Annotated in this window: 12 protein-coding genes and 1 pseudogene; 8 read left to right on the top strand and 5 right to left on the bottom strand. The window is 33.8% G+C overall.

All coding sequences use genetic code 11. The features are described from left to right. Window positions 1–121 precede the first annotated feature (121 nt). From KO527_RS11650 to KO527_RS11635, 4 genes are all read right to left on the bottom strand, one after another. Window positions 122–2,113, bottom strand: a complete 1,992-nt coding sequence (locus KO527_RS11650) for a flavohemoglobin expression-modulating QEGLA motif protein (protein WP_216040477.1) — start codon at window positions 2,111–2,113, stop codon at window positions 122–124. Continuing rightward, window positions 2,097–3,134: a glutathione synthase gene (gene gshB / locus KO527_RS11645; protein WP_216040476.1), complete on the bottom strand. Its 1,038-nt coding sequence runs from the start codon at window positions 3,132–3,134 to the stop codon at window positions 2,097–2,099. The genes KO527_RS11650 and gshB overlap by 17 nt, the downstream gene beginning before the upstream one ends. 134 nt (window positions 3,135–3,268) lie before the next feature. Further along, window positions 3,269–3,511 carry a hypothetical protein gene (locus KO527_RS11640; protein ID WP_216040475.1) on the bottom strand — a complete coding sequence of 81 codons (243 nt, stop codon included), beginning with the start codon at window positions 3,509–3,511 and terminating at the stop codon, window positions 3,269–3,271. Window positions 3,512–3,684: 173 nt separating this feature from the next. Then, the gene (locus tag KO527_RS11635; RefSeq protein ID WP_216040474.1) at window positions 3,685–4,557 is read right to left on the bottom strand and encodes a LysR family transcriptional regulator; all 873 of its coding nucleotides are present in this window, start codon (window positions 4,555–4,557) and stop codon (window positions 3,685–3,687) included. Window positions 4,558–4,658: 101 nt separating this feature from the next. Between KO527_RS11635 and maoP the strand changes: the two genes are divergently transcribed. From maoP to KO527_RS11600, 7 genes and pseudogenes are all read left to right on the top strand, one after another. After that, window positions 4,659–4,937 carry a DUF413 domain-containing protein gene (gene maoP / locus KO527_RS11630; protein WP_216040473.1) on the top strand — a complete coding sequence of 93 codons (279 nt, stop codon included), beginning with the start codon at window positions 4,659–4,661 and terminating at the stop codon, window positions 4,935–4,937. A gap of 599 nt (window positions 4,938–5,536) precedes the next feature. Further along, window positions 5,537–7,159: pseudogene (locus KO527_RS11625) on the top strand (DNA topoisomerase 3); the annotation flags it as partial. 234 nt (window positions 7,160–7,393) lie between these two features. Then, a complete protein-coding gene (locus tag KO527_RS11620; RefSeq protein ID WP_216040472.1) occupies window positions 7,394–8,650 on the top strand; it encodes an efflux RND transporter periplasmic adaptor subunit in 1,257 nt (418 codons plus the stop codon). Between the two features lie 29 nt (window positions 8,651–8,679). After that, entirely contained in the window at window positions 8,680–9,381 is a 702-nt protein-coding gene (locus tag KO527_RS11615; RefSeq protein ID WP_216040471.1) for an ABC transporter ATP-binding protein, read from the top strand. A gap of 10 nt (window positions 9,382–9,391) precedes the next feature. Continuing rightward, the gene (locus KO527_RS11610; RefSeq protein WP_216040470.1) at window positions 9,392–11,809 is read left to right on the top strand and encodes an ABC transporter permease; all 2,418 of its coding nucleotides are present in this window, start codon (window positions 9,392–9,394) and stop codon (window positions 11,807–11,809) included. An 87-nt stretch (window positions 11,810–11,896) separates the two neighbouring features. Beyond that, window positions 11,897–13,288, top strand: a complete 1,392-nt coding sequence (locus tag KO527_RS11605; RefSeq protein ID WP_216040469.1) for a sigma-54 dependent transcriptional regulator — start codon at window positions 11,897–11,899, stop codon at window positions 13,286–13,288. A gap of 3 nt (window positions 13,289–13,291) precedes the next feature. Next, window positions 13,292–14,593 (top strand): ATP-binding protein, encoded by a 1,302-nt coding sequence (locus tag KO527_RS11600; protein ID WP_216040468.1) that lies wholly within the window; start codon window positions 13,292–13,294, stop codon window positions 14,591–14,593. Window positions 14,594–14,679: 86 nt separating this feature from the next. Here KO527_RS11600 and KO527_RS11595 read toward each other — a convergent pair whose 3' ends face one another. After that, the gene (locus KO527_RS11595) at window positions 14,680–16,011 is read right to left on the bottom strand and encodes an amidohydrolase (protein WP_216040467.1); all 1,332 of its coding nucleotides are present in this window, start codon (window positions 16,009–16,011) and stop codon (window positions 14,680–14,682) included. 146 nt (window positions 16,012–16,157) lie between these two features. Between KO527_RS11595 and KO527_RS11590 the strand changes: the two genes are divergently transcribed. Further along, a complete protein-coding gene (locus tag KO527_RS11590) occupies window positions 16,158–17,015 on the top strand; it encodes a tetratricopeptide repeat protein (protein ID WP_216040466.1) in 858 nt (285 codons plus the stop codon). The last annotated feature ends 221 nt before the right edge of the window (window positions 17,016–17,236 follow it).

Genomic DNA, 17,236 nt, shown 5'->3' with positions numbered 1-17,236 from the left:
GACCGAAATGTCGGATAACTTGCCCTTTTGGAAAGGCTAAATAGAGCCTACAGCGGTCATCCGTAATCGACTCAATACCTACTATTAGCCATAGATATTGAGAGTAAGGCTATTACAAAAATCATTTGATTGAATTAACAACAAAATCCAAAACATTATCGCCTGATGATTTATAGGTTAAATCGAATAAAGGTTGTGGTTTAGTGATCATGCCACGGGCTACAATCTCAGAAACAACATTGAAATCGAGTAACCCTGTTTTACCAACCAATAAATTATCAATAGAGCTTTTTTTAGCAAGATTTAAAACATCTCTAAAACCTTTTAAGTATAAATAATCTTTAGTGAAACCACCGCCTCTATATACTCTTGTTGTTAACGTAAAAGCAAACTCCTTGTCTAAGTTAAATTCATTCATCAACGAGTGATATGTTTTAACAAAATCGCCATGTTCTAACATGTATTGAACAGCAATAACTCTTAATGCAATTGTTTTTAAGCGTTTGGTGGTTAAACTGCCTGAACAATACTCACTATATAATGCAATTCCTTCCTGAGTATGCGTATTGCCAGCTAAGCCTAAACTAAATACTTTGAGTGGATGTTTCTTCGCATTAATCGTTGTTAACATATGAATACCAAGCTCATGATAGGCAAAGGCGTGTAATTCTTTTTGAGTAAAAAGTGCTTCCTTATTAATAAGTAATAATGCTTTTTCATTATTTACCATTGCTTTAGCTACAATTTTTCCTGACTTTTCTATTTTACAGTTCAGCCCCCATTCTTTTGCTTGAAACTTAAAATAATCAATTGCATCATCCGAACTCAGTAGTTCCTCAGTTTGCTCTGATTCATCATCATTCAAATGAAGAAGGAAGCGAGCATTTGCAATATCGTTAGGGCTAGGTTCTCCATAATATTTTAATGAGTTATAAACAAAATCATCTGTGCCTATAGTGGCTAATAAATCTATTTTACTTGCTAAGTTATCAATTACATGGCGATATAACTGCTGAATATCAGCATCATTTATTTCACTAACGGGTAAGTTGTACAAGTGCTCTCTAAATTTATAAGGATCAATATTAAGCTGCTTGTAATTAAAGTTTGGTGATATATAGCTATTTTTTTTCAGAAACTTATTTCGTTGAGCGATCAAATTAACAGGGTTAATAAAATTTAATGTTTCAATACTTTTGCACAATAAAAATAGCTTCTTATCTAAATTTAAAACTTCACTACTAATGCTTGAAGATAATATATCAGCCTTTTGAGTTTTTTTTCTTTTGCCGTATCTACGAACGAAAAATGCGGCAGTTTCACTAATGGCATTTTTGAATCCAGCTTTTAACTCTTCTAATACAAGTGGATAAACTTCACCTGACGCTTCATTCATAAATACTTTTTTAACTTCAGTAGGTAGCACCAAAGTATTGTCAAAATGAGCATTAATATGCGTGATTAAATAGCCTCTACCTTGAAATATTTCATCGGTTGCAGCTCTTACATTTAAATTTGGTAATTCAATTTTATTAAGTTGTTTTTCAAATTGATTAACAATTCCCCCCCAACGCTCTACGTCAATTTGACCACCACCAATATTAAAAGTAGGTGAGTCTTTTTCTATTCTTTTATAATTATAGGAATGAATATCAAACACTATCGCATTGTTAAATTGTTTTTCTATAACAGTGACAATGGTTTCAAGCACGTTATAAAAAGCTTGATGTTTACTATGACTTTTTGCACGTTGCTTTTGTGTCAAAGGCTTTTGCCAAACCTGTTTATCCCATGCGGTTTTAAAGTAAGTTGATAAGGTTTTAGCTCGATTTAAGTCATATTCGAATCGAGAGTCATTACCTATGATCTGAATAGGAAAAGAAGAAATTAGTTCATCTGTGTAAGGATCTTCCTCATAAAAACGCTCTTCTTTTGACAAAAGAAATGATTTAGTTAAATCATTACGGAGCCGATGACCATTATGAATAGCGGCACATATGATAGGAGCATACTCGTCTATTTTGACAATAAAAGCACCATCGTCCACTTCAGCATGAAAACATTCTCCATTTTTGATTAAGGTTATACACTCTTTTTCAGACAACATGAGCATCGTTTATGGCCTTTCTAAATTCATTTTTACGTTGCGCTAATGCTTCTTTTGCATTAACAACACTTTCAACAAAATCAATTACTTTTTTTTGTAGCTTAGTATTATTCAATTTGTTAATACGCATAATGCCACCAGGGCTTTGTACGTTTACTTCAATTAATTTTTCATTAATTACATCAATACCGACAAAATATAAACCGTCTCGAACAAGTTTTGGTCCAATATGCTTACAAAGTGCTTTTTCATTTTTAGTTAATGTATGTTTTACAACTGTGCCGCCAGCATGAACATTTGAGCGTACTTCGTTGGAAGCTGGAACACGCTTCATCGCACCGATTGGCTCTCCATTTAACATTAAGATGCGAACGTCTCCTGAGTCAGCACCTTCTACATATTCCTGTAGAATAACGTAATTACCGCCTTTACCGCTGTTAATATAAAATTCCAGTAGTGAATGAAAGCTTTTTTGTGCATGTTTCTCAACTAAAATAACTCCTTGCCCACCATATCCATCTAACGGCTTCATGATCATTTTTCCGGACTGAGATTCATTTAGAACGTCAACTAGATACTCTGGTGTTTTAGATACATGCGTAACAGGAATGAAGTGATTTGCAGGGTCGTCAAAAGAGGCTGTGTACAGTTTAGTATTTGCGATACGTAAACCATCAATGTCATTCATGATAAAAACATCTTCACGAACTGAATCCAAAAAATTTAAAGTGATAGGATTTAACGGTGGGTTTGCACGCATTATTATCGTATCAAAGCCAGCTAGAGGTAACTGTGACTTTTTAAACTCCGCTTTTTTATAAAATGACATTATACTGTTGGGCGTTGCGGAGCCTTTTTTAAAAACTTGGCAAAAAGCGCTCGACACTGAGTCTCTCATTGTTAAATTATGAGGAGTTGCAATTGCAACTGTATGTTCACGTGATACACATTCGTGAATTAATCGTAAAGTTGAATCTGTTTCGGGCTCAATTTTATCCCAAGGGTACATTAAAAAAAGTATATTCATGGATATGCCTTTAATAAGTAAAATTCAATCATCAGATACTGACATTATGAAAATTACAAAAAAGTTTTTGGTATAACGTTAAATTAAAATTTAGCGTTAAGATAACTGCATAACTTGTAGTTAAGCTTATTTAGTTAATCCCAATCATCAAAATAATCTTCATCTTGCTTTCTTCGAAGGCGCTCTTCCTGTAGTTGCTCTATTTTTCTCTTTGCAAGAAAGTTACGTTTGTTTTTATGTTTTGAATTTGCACTCTCACTCGGGTTTATATTTAATTCAAGCTCTGCGATATCATTCTCAACTTCGCTAGAAGTTTCATCGCTGCTGAAATCTAAATCGTCAGCTGAAGTTGAGTCATAATTAGAATTAATGGTCATTATTCGGTCACTAAAAAGTAATTAATTTAAAATTGAATAATCTATGTTTTTGGTGGGTAAGAAAAGTAAAATATTTTTACATTAACGATAAAAATATTTTACTTTTTACTTTTAACTTTTAACTTTTGCAAGAAAGATAAATAAAATTAATTTTATAAACAACAACTACATTGCTAAGGAGTCATAATAGCGGGAGCTTCAGGGTCATCTTTTCTTAAGAGGTTCTTAATTCCAATAATGCGCTCTTCATTTTCATTTTCTTTATGAAAGGCGCTAAATAATTCCCTTTCAAATACAGGTAGTTTGTCAATCTCAAACAGTTTGCCTTGCTCAATAAATGGTTTGGCCAACATGTCAGGTAAATATGCACTTCCTCCACATTGCAACATAAGATCTAAAGCAATCCGAGCGGTACTCGTTCTGATAGCTGGAAGAGATATTCCGGTGAGTTTTTTAGCATGCCAATTAATAAAACTTGTACCCCAATCAATCATAATATAACGTTTAACTTCTGAAGGATTTGTTATGTTATTTTGAAATGTTGTTACCGGTATTAATTTGAACATGTGTAATGATTCAATTTTTAGCTCTTCTACTTTGGGTGGATCAAATAAAATGGCAACATCTAACGTGCGCTCAAGTAACTGCCTTGTTAATTGTTCACGCGACAAAATTTCTGCGATTAAACTGATCTGAGGTTGATTTATATATATTTTTGAAATTGCATCATGAATATACACATCCCAAGTGTTGGGCGTACCAGCAATAGATATTTGCCCTACCTGTTCAGAGGCTAGTGCCACATCTTGTTTTGCCATTCTCAATGTATTAAGCATGTTTTCAGCATGGGGAACTAATCTTTCTCCGGCTAATGTTAGTTGTATGTTATTTCTCGCCCTTTGAAATAGTGTAACCCCAAAATACCTTTCTAACTGACGAATTCTGGTACTTATTGCTGCCTGAGTCAGGTATAAGTTTTCGGCCGCTTTTCCGAAGTGACGGCAATCTTTAACTTCCAAAAAAGTTTTAATTAACTCTATATCCATGAGGTGCTCTCTTATCGATAAGATAATTATTATTTGTTTTACAGCATGTTTAGTTAGCCGCATAATCCGCCAAAATATATTCACTGTCAACAGCGATAAATATGACTTTAATTCATGGTTTTATTTCCGTAGAACAATTTTACGATGATGCTTATTTCTCACGTAATTTTAAGAAAAGGGGCGATTTCAGTATTGCCAAAGCTGGGCTATTATCAAACATTGGAAAAAGAATATTTATGCTAGAGCAAAAACTTAGCATATCGGAAAACCAAGTTGAGGAGCAATTTGTGCAAATGTGTCAATCACAACTTGAAGGGCAAACAAAAATTGAATTATTGTGGAGAAAACAAAAAATTAATGAAGCTCAAACGATTCCATAGCTTAAATGGGCAACCTTAATTCTAGGTATAAAATACTGACAGCTTTCAAATTAACGGTGTAAGTTACCACCATTTGGTTGTCACTTTTATATTGCGCATTAAGAAGTCATGCCAATACAATTATTTGAACGATTGTAATAGTGGCTTAGTTGTCTATCATAACAAAGGTAAAACTACCTCTTATGAACATTGAAAAATCACAAGAGTCAATTGATGCTAATGTCTGCAATGTCGGATGAGCTGCCGTAATTTATATTTAAAAAATGCTATTTTCCGTTAGGCAGGTTAGTATCATTTAGTACTGTTACATCCACATTATGGCAAAAGTGATCAAACTTTAATGTCAATTGGAAGTAAAATTAGGGGATTAATTTTTCTGCTATTAACATGATCAAGTTTTATTTGGCGATAAGATTCTTAGGGGTAAGATATAGCCACATTTTTATCAATCTTGATTGTGTGCTGACAGTTATTAAAATTTAATTGATTTATGCTTTATATTTTCATGAAACTTTTAATAAATAAGAAAAGTATGAAGTTAATAGTAATAACTATAAAACAATAACTTAAACATTTTATAAAAAATAACTTGTAACATTGATGAAGAAGGGCAGTTACTGGTTGATGAAGTAATAGATCATGCAAAACCCAGTAAAACGAAAAAACAAAATGCCCAACGATTATTAGTCAGTGATTTAAATGTATCTGCCGTAAAAAAATCTTTATCTAATTTAAAACCTAACAGTGAGTTTATTCCTTTAAGTGTTTCAGCATTAGCGCGCTCACGTGCAGATTGGCTTTATGGTATGAATTTAACGCGCGCTTATACTTTGGCTGGACAAAAATCGGGATTTAAAGGGGTATTATCAGTAGGGCGAGTGCAAACACCTATTTTAGGTTTAGTGGTGAGGCGTGATTTAGAGATATTAAATTTTGTGCCTCATGCGTTTTATGAAGTGCTTGCTCATTTAAATCCTGATCCCGAACCTGTTTTAGAAAGTAAGACATCAGCGACTTTTAGCGCTAAATGGCAACCTAGTGAAGCATGTGAACCTTATATGGATGATGAAGGTCGTGTTTTACATAAAGGTTTAGCACAAAATGTGGTTTCTCGTATTACTAATCAAACGGGCAGTGTTTTAAATATCGAGAAAAAACAAAAAAAGCAAAATGCGCCTTTACCTTATAATTTATCGGCCTTGCAAATAGATGCAGCAAAAGCATTTGGTATGGCTGCACAGCAAGTATTAGATACATGTCAAAACTTGTATGAAAGACATAAGTTAATTACTTACCCAAGATCAGATAATCGTTATTTACCTAAAGAGCACCATAAAGAAGCTACTCAAGTATTAGCTGCGATAAAAAATAACCAAGGGCAAGATGCAAAAAAAGTTGATGGTGCTAATACCAGTATCAAATCTAAATGTTGGAATGATAAAAAAGTTGAAGCGCACCATGCGATTATTCCTACATCTAAAAAGCTGCAATCAGCGAGTTTATCGCAATATGAAAAAAATATTTATCAGTTAGTTTCTCGTCATTATTTAGCGCAGTTTTATCCTGAATATATTTATAACGAAACCCAAGTAGAAATAGAAATCGCCAAAGGCAGATTTAAAACTAAAGCAAAACAAGAAGTACAGTTAGGTTTTAAAGTCTTAATGGGTAAAAGCGCATTAGATAATGAAGAAAAGTTACCAGCCCTAATTAAAGGCCAGCAGTTATTGTGCGTACAAGGGGAATTAATTGAAAAACAAACACAACCACCTGCACATTTTACCGATGCAACACTATTAGCTGCAATGACAGGGATCGCTAGATTTGTAAAAGATCCTGAAGTTAAAAAGGTACTAAAGGAAACAGATGGTTTAGGTACTGAAGCAACTAGAGCTGGGATCATAGAACTATTATTTAGGCGAAATTTTTTAAAGCGCCAAGGTAAACAAATTTTAGCCACTGAATCGGGCATTGCTTTAATTCAAGTATTGCCAGAGCAAGTATCTAAACCAGACTTAACCGCAGTATGGGAATCAAGCTTAGGGTCAATTGCTCAAAAAGAATTAAGTTATCAACATTTTATGCAGCCATTATTACAGCAATTAAATGAGATCATAGACCTTTCAAAAACCTGTGATAGCTCTGTTTTTAAAAGCTTACCAGAACAAAAACCTAATAAAAAATTTAGACGTAAACGTAAGGCCTATAAAAAAGCGTCTTAAATGTTTTTTGTAGGCGGGAGTTTATTCGCGCAGCATTATAAAGATAGTCAATTGTCAAAAGCCATCCCTATTTCGGGATGGCTTTTTTGTTTTGTGATCCCAATTTCGGGATGGTAAATATAACTTTTTAACTTAAATGTTTTTAAGTTGCTGATTTTTAATCTTTTAATTGTTGGCATGAATTTGGCTTTTATAACTTCATATTACTTTTTAAATGGCTTAGTAGAGGCAATCATGGATATCATTAAACAAAAGAAGACGCCTTTTTATAAAAATAAAATATTATTAGCGAGTATGGCAAGTGTATTATTTGCTGGTGTTGTATATGCAAGCACACAAGTGCAACTTGCAGGTTTTTCAATGAAAAAAAATTCAGTGATAAGTGCCATTGTTGAGCGTGGTGATTTTGATATTAAAGTATCTGGTCCCGGCATATTAGTACCAAGAGATATTCGTTGGGTATCAAGCACTGTCGTAGGTAAAGTTGAACGTATTTTATTGAAGCCTGGTGCACAAGTCGCAAAAGGGCAATTAATCGTTGAGTTAAAAAACCCTGAACTAGACCAAAAAGTAGAAGAGCTATTTTGGGAGCTTGAATCTATGCAAGCTAAAACCCGTGCATTAAAAGTAAATCAAGATACTCAAATATTAGATATGCAAGCTGAAGTACTTAATACCCAAATGCAATACGATAAAGCCAAAATGCGTTTAGATGCAGAGTCACAATTAATTAAAAAAGGCAATGCGACAGTTTCAAAGCTAGATTATGAATCATCAAAACTAACGGTTTCGCAATTAGCTAAAACAATCGAAATTAACAAAGCCAGAACCAAACAATTAAAGCTTAATTTAATTGCGGGTTTTGAAGCGCAAACAGCACAATTAAATAAATTGAAAAAAACACTAGAGCGCGCGCAGTTTCAGTCTGATTCTTTAAGCATTAAAGCGCCAGTATCAGGGGTATTACAAGCAATGCCTTTAGAGCTTGGTCAGCAAGTCTTATTAGGTGGCAATATTGCGAAGTTTGCTAAAAAAGGAGACTTAATCGCTGAATTAAAAGTGCCAGAATTAAATGCCTCAGATATTTTAATTGGTCAAAAAGTAGAAATAGATACTCGCTTTAATCAAATTAATGGCAAGGTGATCCGAATAGACCCTGCAGTAGTTAATGGCACAGTACAAGTTGATGTTGAATTAGAGAAAAACTTACCTGATGAAGCGCGCCCAGACTTATCAATAGACGGTGAAATATTTCTAACACAAAAGACAAATACTTTATTTGTCAGACGTCCTGCTTTTTCTCAAGCTAGTCAAACAACCTCAATTTATAAGTTTGATAATACGGGTGAATACGTATTTAAAACGCCGGTGAGTTTTGGTTTATCGTCAAGTGTTAATATCGAGATATTAGATGGTCTTAAAGCAGGCGACAAAATTATTGTTTCAGAGCAAACAGACTTTGAACGTCATAACAAAATTTCAATGAATTAAATAAAAGAATAAATACAAGGAATATTAAGATGAGTGCATTAATCAAATTAACAAACGTAAAAAAAGTATTCTCTACAGATGAAGTTGAAACACATGCTTTAAGCGATATTAATTTAGAGATCCAAAAAGGCGAATATATATCAATTTCAGGTCCATCAGGGTGTGGTAAATCAACATTATTATCGCTATTAGGTTTATTAGATACTTGTTCAGGCGGTAGTTATATTTTAAATACACACCAGGCCGTTGATATTAGCACTAAACAAAGAGCAGCTATTAGAAATAAAGAAATAGGGTTTGTATTTCAATCATTTAACTTAATTAGCGACTTAACTGTATCAGAAAATGTTGAATTACCGCTCACATATCGTAAAGACTTAACTAAACAGCAGCGACATGAAATGGTAAAAGAAGCATTAGAGAAAGTAGATATGGGGCACCGTTCTAAACATTACCCATCACAGCTTTCAGGTGGTCAGCAGCAAAGGGTCGCAGTGGCACGTGCAATCGCTGGTAACCCATCAATAATATTAGCCGATGAACCTACAGGTAACTTGGATTCTAAAAATGCAGAATTAGTAATGGCTTTACTCGATAAACTTAATGCAGAAGGTAAAACAATTTGTATGGTAACGCATGATCCGCGTGGCGCAGAACGAGCAGAGCGTATAGTTGAAATATTTGATGGTCGCATTGTTAATGATACGCAAACCCAAAGCGCTGTAGCTTAAGGAGTAAGTCATGAATACCTTAAATGATATTAATTATGCATTTAGATTAATGCTAAATAACCCTAAGTTTACCGCTTTAACTGTATTTGTTATGACCACAGGTCTGACTTTATGTATTTATATGTTCAGTTTTATTAATGGCACCATTACCGCACCGTTGCCTTTTGAAGGTGGAGAACGCATAAAAAAAGTAAGTACCATAGTAAATGGCATTAAATATGATGGCTCTACTATTCGAGTTCATGAATATGAAGAGATGAAAGCAAAGCAACAAAGCTTTGAAGTGTTTGATGCCTTTCAAACAGGTACCGCAAATGTAAGTACTAGTGATAAATCTATGAGATATAGAGGGCATTTTGTTTCTCCTACATTTTTTGAAATATCTGAAGGAAAAGCAATTTTAGGTCGATTAATTACTGCTAACGATTTATTACCCGGCGCTGAAAAAGTCACTGTATTAGGTTTTTCTATGTGGCAAAGTTTATTTGCCGGTAAAGATGATGCTATTGGTAAAAAAATACGTATAAATTCAGTGCCACATAAAGTGGTGGGTATTACACAAGAGGGCTATAAATTCCCAGCTGCATCTACGATATTTATGCCATTTAATGCAACTTCTAAAGGTGTAAAAAGAGAAAACGCAGCATATGTGTCTGTATATGGCAGAGTAAAATCAGGTATTGATGATGAAACAGTAAACTTAGAAATAAATCAGTTTTTTAAAGAGTTTGAACGTTTATATCCAAAATTATACTCAAATACCACAGGTAATATTTGGAGTTTTCAAGAAGAAGCGATGGGCGACGGTACAACAGTAATTATATTTATGATGCAGTTATCTGTTGGTTTAATTTTATTATTAGCCTGTATCAATGTAGGCAACTTATTATTATCTCGTGCTTTTGAGAAAAATAAAGAAACTGCAATTCGTACTGCTTTAGGTGCACCAAGGTCACGCTTAGTGTCCCAGCTTATGTGGGAAAGTATCTTAATTTGTTTTATTTCAGGTATTTTGTCTGTTTTATTTGCGGGCTGGTGGCTTGAATTGTCATTTAGCCAATTATTAGATGGATTACCAATACCAGCACCATTTTGGTGGTCAATGAAATTAAATACAACAAGTTTGATCACAGCTGCGATTATTACTGTTGTAACTGCTTTTATTACCGGTATTTTACCAGCATGGAAAGCAACAAAAGGTGACTTTAATGCTGTTTTGCGTGATGGTACTCGCGGTGCACAAAGTAAAAGTTCAGGTCGATTAAGTAAAGTCATTGTGGGTACTGAAGTAGCGTTGTCTTGTGCTTTATTAATTTTATCTACCTCATTAGTTGTATCAGTAAATAATATTAATAAGACTGATTATGGCATGAATATAGACGGATATTTAACGGCACGAATTGGTTTACCAGAAGTGACTTACAAAGAACCTGAAAAAAGAAATTTATATTACCAAGCATTAGCACAAAAACTAAAAGCTAATGACTCTGTTCAAGACGTTGCGTTTTCAAATGCATTGCCTAGTACTTGGGGTAATACGCAAAATATGATGTTAGAAGGCATTGATTATGGTAAAAAACCACAGTATCCAAGCTCTAACTGGATAACAATATCAGATGACTTCTTTAGTGTGATGGGTATGAATGTAATAGAGGGGAGAGCCTTTGATTCTAGAGATAGAATAAATACACCATTAACAGCAGTCGTCACACAGAACTTTATTGATAATCACTATCCAGGACAAGCAGTGATTGGTAAACGTTTTAAGTTTGTTGAAGGGCAAGATCAGTGGGCTACTATTGTTGGTGTAGTGAATAACGCTATTTTTGGACAACCATTTGCGCATAACAAAAATAGAAGTACGGCTTTCTTATCTATGAACCAAGATGCAATGCGTTTTATGAATGTTGTTATTAAAGCTAAGGGTGATGCTAATGACCTACGTAGTTTACTTGCTGATGCAACTTTAAAAGTTGAGCGTGATGCACCCCCATATAATGTAATGACTTTAAGACAAGGCGTTATACAAAGAGTGTCGGGAATGAACTTTGTGAGTGAAATATTTATGGTGTTTGCTGTTGCATCAATGATTTTAGCTTTTAGTGGTATTTACGGTGTCATGTCGAACTCTATAATACAAAAAACCCAAGAAATAGGTGTAAGACGTGCATTAGGTGCTGATAACCTAGATGTATTTAAACACTTTTTAAAGCAAGCAAGTAAACAATTATTAGGCGGCTTAATTGTTGGGTTGCCATTAGGGGTTGCTTTAGTGCAGCTATTATCTGGCTCAGGTTTAGTAGAAGCTAATAGCTTAGTATTTATAATGATCCCACTATTTATATCATGTATTATTTTAATTGCTGTCATTGCGCCAGTGGCACGAGCCTTAAAAATGGAACCTTGTTCTGCATTAAGGTATGAATAAGATATTGTTTTAAGTTAGAATTTATTTAAGTTGTTGATAAGCCTCTACACTAGAGGCTTATTTGTTCTAAATCAAAAGGAAGTCAGTGTGTCACATATATTAATTGCAGATGATGATGTCAGTATTTTAGCTTCATTGAGACTATTTTTAAAAATGGAAGGTTTTAAAGTTACAACGGCAAGTAATCCAGCTGAAGTTGAGTACTTTATAAAATCTCAAGACATTGCATTAGCTTTAATTGATTTAAATTATAAATTAGACACAACTTCAGGTGAAGAAGGACTTACTCTGACACAAAAGCTGAAGTCTTTAGATCCTGATTTAGCAATTATTTGTATGACTGGCTGGGCAACAGTGGAAATTGCAGTTGAAGTGATGAAAAGCGGTGCGGGAGACTTTGTTCAAAAGCCTTGGGAAAATGAACGTTTACTAGCAATCATTAATGCACAGCTGGCTATTAGAGAGCAAAAGTTAAAAAACCTGAGATTAAATGAAGAAAATAAAACACTGAAACAACAAATCGCAGCAATAGATGGTAATGATTTAATTGCACACTCACCAGCGATGACAAATTTACTAGCGACAATAGATCAAGTTGCTAAAACAGATATTAATATTCTCATTACCGGTGAAAATGGCACAGGTAAAAGTTTATTAGCCAGTTATATTCATTCAATTAGTGAAAGAAAATCAGATTCATTTGTTTCTGTGAATATGGGCGCTATAACAGAGACTTTGTTTGAAAGTGAAATGTTTGGTCATGTAAAAGGCGCTTATACAGATGCAAAAGAAAATCGCATAGGTCGGGTAGAACTAGCACAAAATGGCACTTTGTTTTTAGATGAAATTGCTAACATTCCCTTAACGCAACAAGCAAAATTATTAAGACTGCTTGAAGAACACCAGTTTGAAAAAGTTGGCTCTAGTAAAACGCAACAAGCAGATATTCGATTAGTGAGCGCAACAAATGCTAACTTAGAGGATATGGTGACTGATAAATCATTTAGACAGGATTTGTTATATAGATTAAATACTTTTGTTATTGAGATCCCATCATTAAAAGTGCGAGGCGAAGATATTCTACCTATGGCTGAATCATTTATTGCTAAAAGTGCTAATAGATATAAAAAACTTGCTCCTTTATTATCTGAAGATGCAAAACAGCAACTACTGAGCTACGAGTGGCCTGGCAATGTACGTGAATTGAGTCACACCATTGAAAGAGCAACTTTGTTAGCTCAATGTGAAATATTATCCGAGCATTTAATGCTGAAAAAGACTGATGCGAATATTGAAAGTAAAGTGATAGTTGAAGAACCTAACGGTAATAATTTTGATGACATGAGCATGGACGATATTGAAAAGTCGGTTATTGAAACCAGACTTCAGAAAAATAAAGGCAACGCATTGGATGCTGCAAGATCGTTAAGTATGAGTCGAAGTGCTTTTTATCGCCGTTTAGATAAGTTTGGTATTTAACTTATGGCCAATATATCGTTTGAAAAAAGAATGCTATTCACTGTACTGTGGGCGATAGTTCCGAGCTTTTTATTAGCACTCGTTTTGCTTTGGTCTGCTGATCTCTCATTTTACTTACAGTCTATAGTGAGTATTTTTTTAACTGCGAGTATTGTTTTTTCACTTACGTACTTTATGAGTAATATCAAAGATCAATTTATATCTTTATCTAATTTGGTAGAAGCGCTAAATATAGGTGACTTTTCATTACGAGGTAAGTCAGAAAAAACACAAAGTGGTCACAGTGATTTAATTTATCAAATTAATACTTTGGCAGATTCATTAACAACTGCACGGTATGATTTTAAAGAAAGTCAGCTATTATTAGCTAAAGTCATAAAACAAATAAAAGTTGCTATTATTGCGTGTGATGAAAATCATAAAATAACGATGGTTAACCCTGAAACAGAAACCTTGTTAGCGATGAATGAGTCAAAGCTAATTCATAAAACGCTATCTGATCTATCTTTATCAAAACTAGAATCAATAAAATCTAACTCTATTGAAAGTTTAACTTTAGGTTCTCGAAATGCCCGTTGGCATATATATAAAGATGGGTTTAGGGAGCAAGGTACACAACATACACTTTATATTTTATCTGATATGGACTTATTGCTTAGTCAACAAGAGCAAAAAGCATGGAAAGATTTAGTGCGTGTTTTAAGTCATGAAATTAATAACTCTTTAGCGCCTATTATTTCTTTAACTTCAACTTTAGATAAAATGATAGCGCACACTGATATTGATGGTGAAGATAAAACAGATGTGCAATCAGGTCTATCAATTATTCAAGATCGCGCAACTAGCTTAAAACGCTTTATTTTAGGTTATAGAGAATTAACGCATTTACCTGAGCCTAAAAAACAGATAATTGATTTAGTAGCTGTGATTGAACAGTTAGTATCACTTTTAAAGTATCCACTAAAGCTGAGTTTACCAAATGAACTTAAAATTAATTTAGATGCAGCACAAATAGAGCAGTGTTTAATTAATCTATTAAAAAATGCATTTGAAGCTGGTGGCCCGAATAAAGAGATTGAATTAAATTTACTTGTTAGTGAACAACTCATAATAGAAATTTTAGATAAAGGCGATGGCATTCAAAATACGGATAATTTATTTGTGCCCTTATTTACAACTAAGCAACAAGGCACAGGCATTGGTTTGTCGTTATGTAAACAAATCATTCAGGCACATAACGGACAGCTACAACTTACAAATAGAAAAAGCGGTGGCTGTCGCGTAGAAATAAAACTGCCTGTTTAGACTTTAAACCTCAAGATAATGAACTTTTAAAATAACAGCCGTAGTCTTTTAAATTGAACGTCTGCCATTTTTAAGATATTAAAGACTTATAGTTTTCCGTTAAATAAATCTAATGCACTAGCAGTCATAGCGCGAACGCCTGTTTTTATAGCTACAGGATAGTCTGGTGCGAATTTACTTGAATGTAATGAAGGTAAACTTGTGCCATTTTTAATTGAATCATTATAATCTTTAGCTGGTACGCCACCTAGCCAAAAAATGGTGCTTGGAATCTTATCTTCAGTTAGCGTATATAAACCAAAATCTTCCCCAGCCATAACAGGCTCTGATTTTTGAACGTTAACTTTTCCTAATTCCGATTCAATACTAGATTGTACTTTTCTGGCTAAAGTAGGATCATTATAAGTTGAAGGGATTTTTTCTTCTTCATGAACATACACAACAGGTTTCATTGAATCCTCTAAACCTGCACTAATAGCAATACCATGTGTAATCCGTTTTATAGCAGCAATTTGTTGCTCTCTTACTTTAGGATCATATGACCGTAAAGTAAGTTGTAATTTCACTTCATTAGAGATGATGTTATGTTTTGAACCACCGTGAATAGAACCTACAGTAATAACAGAAGGTTTTAATGGTGAAATTTCACGACTATTTATAGTTTGTAAAGCCATAACAATACGAGAAGCTAAAATCACAGGATCTTTAGTTAAATGAGGGTAAGCGCCATGGCCACTTTTTCCTTTTACTGTAATATCAACAGAATCAACATTTGCTAAGGCATAGCCTGGTGCGATTGCTATTTTTCCTGCGGGAACTGAAGCGCTAACATGCAGACCTAATATATGATCAGGTTTTGCAAATTTAGTGAATAAGCCTTCTTTTAACATTGCCTTTGCGCCAGCACCTACTTCTTCAGCGGGTTGTGCCACCATCATTAGCGTACCTTGCCATTGAGATTTATTTTCGATTAATTGTTGTGCGGTACCAATAAAACTCGTCATATGTATATCATGACCACAACCATGCATTATGCCTACTTTATTATTATTTTTATCTACAGTAGTGGCTTTTGAAGCGTAGCTTTTGCCTGTCTCTTCAATAATAGGTAATCCATCAGTATCCGTACGGATCATTACTGTTGGCCCGTTACCATTTTTATATAAACCAACAACACCAAAACCGCCAACATTTTTAGTAACTTTAAAACCAAGGTTAGATAATTTTTTGGCTATTACTTTCCCAGTTTCTTCTTCCATATAAGAAAGTTCGGGTGCTTGATGTAATTTTAAATAAAGCGCTTCAAGTTCAGGTAAGTTATTTTGAAGAGATTTTTCTATAAATGAATTTGAAGTATTATCAGTTAATGCTTGAGTGCTAAGGGCTAAAGCGAGACTTGAGAATAAAAAAGATTTCATAGATATCTAACTGTTTATAAGGAGGATAAGTTTAAATTATCATATTGACTCATTTTATCAATTGTTAAAGAAATACAAAGTTGAACTTGTAAATAATAGTTTAGACCCAAATATATAAGTTAATTACTAATTGATGCAGAAGCTTTATGAGCAACATTCTAGATTTAACATCGGAAAATTTTCAGACTATTTTAGGTGAGAATTCACAAAATAAACTGGTTATCATTGAGTTTTACTCACCAAATAGCCCAGAAAGCCAACAGCAAGCGCCTTTAGTATCTGCTATTGCGAGTGAATATCCTGAACATATATTATTGGCAAGGTTAAATTGTGAAGCGCAACAAACGCTAGCACAACAATTAGCACAACAAATTGGTATTCAAGCGATTCCAGCTTTAGTGATTATTAAAGCATCAGCGCCAGTTGATATGTTATCGGGTCCTCAAACAGAAGCACAAATCAGAGAAGCACTCAGCAAACATTTGCCCTCACCAGACGATTTAATTTTAGAGCAAGCTAAACAAGCATTAATAAATGGCGAGATGGATAAAGCATATAATTTCGCGAAACAGGCCTATGAGATAAATCCAGAAAATGCACGTATTAAGCTTGTTTTTGCAGATATCAGTATAAAGATACAAAAGCTAGAAGATGCTAAAGCATTATTAGAAAGTATCCCAATGATAGAACAAGATGCTTATTACACTAATTTAAAAGCTAAATTGGAATTAGCGTTAGAAGCATTAGATTCTCCTGAAATCAAAGTACTTCAGGATAAGGTAGAACAAGAACCCGATAACTTTGAACTTAAAACGCAACTCGCTATTCAATATAATCAAGTTGGTAGAAAAGAAGAAGCTTTAGAGTCTTTATATAGTGTATTGAAAAAAGATTTAGCATTTGGTGAAGCGAAAAAAATGTATTTAGATGTAATTACAACTTTACCTGATGGTGATGCGTTAGCGCTTAAATACAGACGTAAATTGTATAGTATGTTGTATTAATTGATTTTTAATATAAAAGCTTAATCGTTAGAAAATAAATAAACAAATCGCCTTGCAATATAGTCTTTTTGATTAATACTTAAATTCCGCTTTAGATTAAGTTTAAAGTGGGATTTAACTCATATTCTATTAAGTTAACTAGACTTTTTGTTGGTTAAATGATCAAAAAGCACATTAAGTGAGTTTTTTACAATTTAATTAAAAAAAACACTTGCGCAGAT

Origin of the sequence: Pseudoalteromonas sp. C2R02, assembly GCF_018860845.1 — a bacterium.
Lineage (GTDB): Bacteria > Pseudomonadota > Gammaproteobacteria > Enterobacterales > Alteromonadaceae > Pseudoalteromonas.
The sequence above is the reverse complement of the archived record's forward strand: the minus strand, read 5'-3'. Positions and strand labels throughout refer to the sequence as shown.